Origin of the sequence: Gordonibacter pamelaeae 7-10-1-b (assembly GCF_000210055.1) — a bacterium.
Classification (GTDB): Bacteria; Actinomycetota; Coriobacteriia; order Coriobacteriales; family Eggerthellaceae; genus Gordonibacter; species Gordonibacter pamelaeae.
Genome location: NC_021021.1, coordinates 295,166 through 296,207, shown reverse-complemented (window position 1 = coordinate 296,207; position 1,042 = coordinate 295,166). Strand labels below are relative to the sequence as shown.

The window sequence follows — 1,042 nt, the reverse complement described above, 5'->3', positions numbered from 1 at the left end:
ACCGCGTACACCGTGAAGAGTATTCCCAGGTCCACGGCGAACACGAGCAGCAGGTAGAACGGAACCATGCGCACGGTGGATGCGGGGAACGTGAGGCCCATGTGCCAGTACGTGCCCTTCGGGAAGCCCACCGCGAGCAATCCGTCGTCGCGGTTCCAGAAGAACGCCGGGTAGTCGGCGATGTTGGCGTAGTGCGCGGCCATGGCCAGCTCGTTGGGCGTGAACGACGCCGGCACGTCGTCGGGCGCGCCGTGCGACCAGGCCACCGCCCCCTCGCCGTCCACGAGGACGGCCCAAGCGCCGTGGGCATCGAGCTCCGCGGCCCCCGCCTCGCCGAGCGTCCAGCCTTCCTCGCCGAGCGCGAGCGCGCCGTCCACGGCGCGTATTACCAGGGCGGGCGTGCCGTCGTCGAAGTTCTCGTTCGACTCGTGGAAGGCGATGACCGTGTACAGGAAGAAGTCCGCCACCACGATGAGGAAGGCGAGCGCGGTGAACAGCAAAAGCTGCTTCGTGAAGAACCGCGCGAGGCTGGGCATGCGCTTCCCGCGCCTCCGACGCGCCGTGCCGGCCATGTTCATCCCCGCTTCACGAGCTTGTAGCCGAGCCCCCGCGCCGTGACGAGCGAGGCGGGCTTCGACGGGTTGGCCTCGATCTTCTCGCGCAGGCGGCGGATGTGCGCCATGAGCGAGTTCTCGTAGCCGAACGACGTGCCCCAGCACGCCTCGCACAAGGCGTCGATGGTGACGATGCGCCCGGCGTTGCGCGCGAGCACGCTCAATATCTCGTGCTCCTTGGCGGTGAGCAGCACCGTCTCTCCATCGGCGCGCTCCACCTCGGCCGTGGCGAAGTTCACGCGGCAGGCGTCCAGCTCGAGCGTCGGGCTCTCCTCGGCGTAGCAGCGCCGCAGCACCGCGGCGATGCGCAGCACGAGCTCCTGGGGGAGGAACGGCTTGGCGAGGTAGTCGTCGGCGCCCAGGGCCAGGCCGCTCACGCGGTCGAAGGGCTCGTCCTTCGCCGTGAGGAACACCGCGGGCACGCGGGC

At 69.4% G+C, this 1,042-nt stretch carries 1 protein-coding gene and 1 pseudogene; both read right to left on the bottom strand.

Translation table 11 applies throughout. The features are described from left to right. A pseudogene (locus GPA_RS18655) lies at positions 1-536 on the bottom strand (sensor histidine kinase); the annotation flags it as partial. A 38-nt stretch (positions 537-574) separates the two neighbouring features. Continuing rightward, positions 575-1,042 (bottom strand): response regulator transcription factor (locus GPA_RS19870; protein WP_041238745.1); only part of this gene is annotated, 468 nt, incomplete at its 5' end.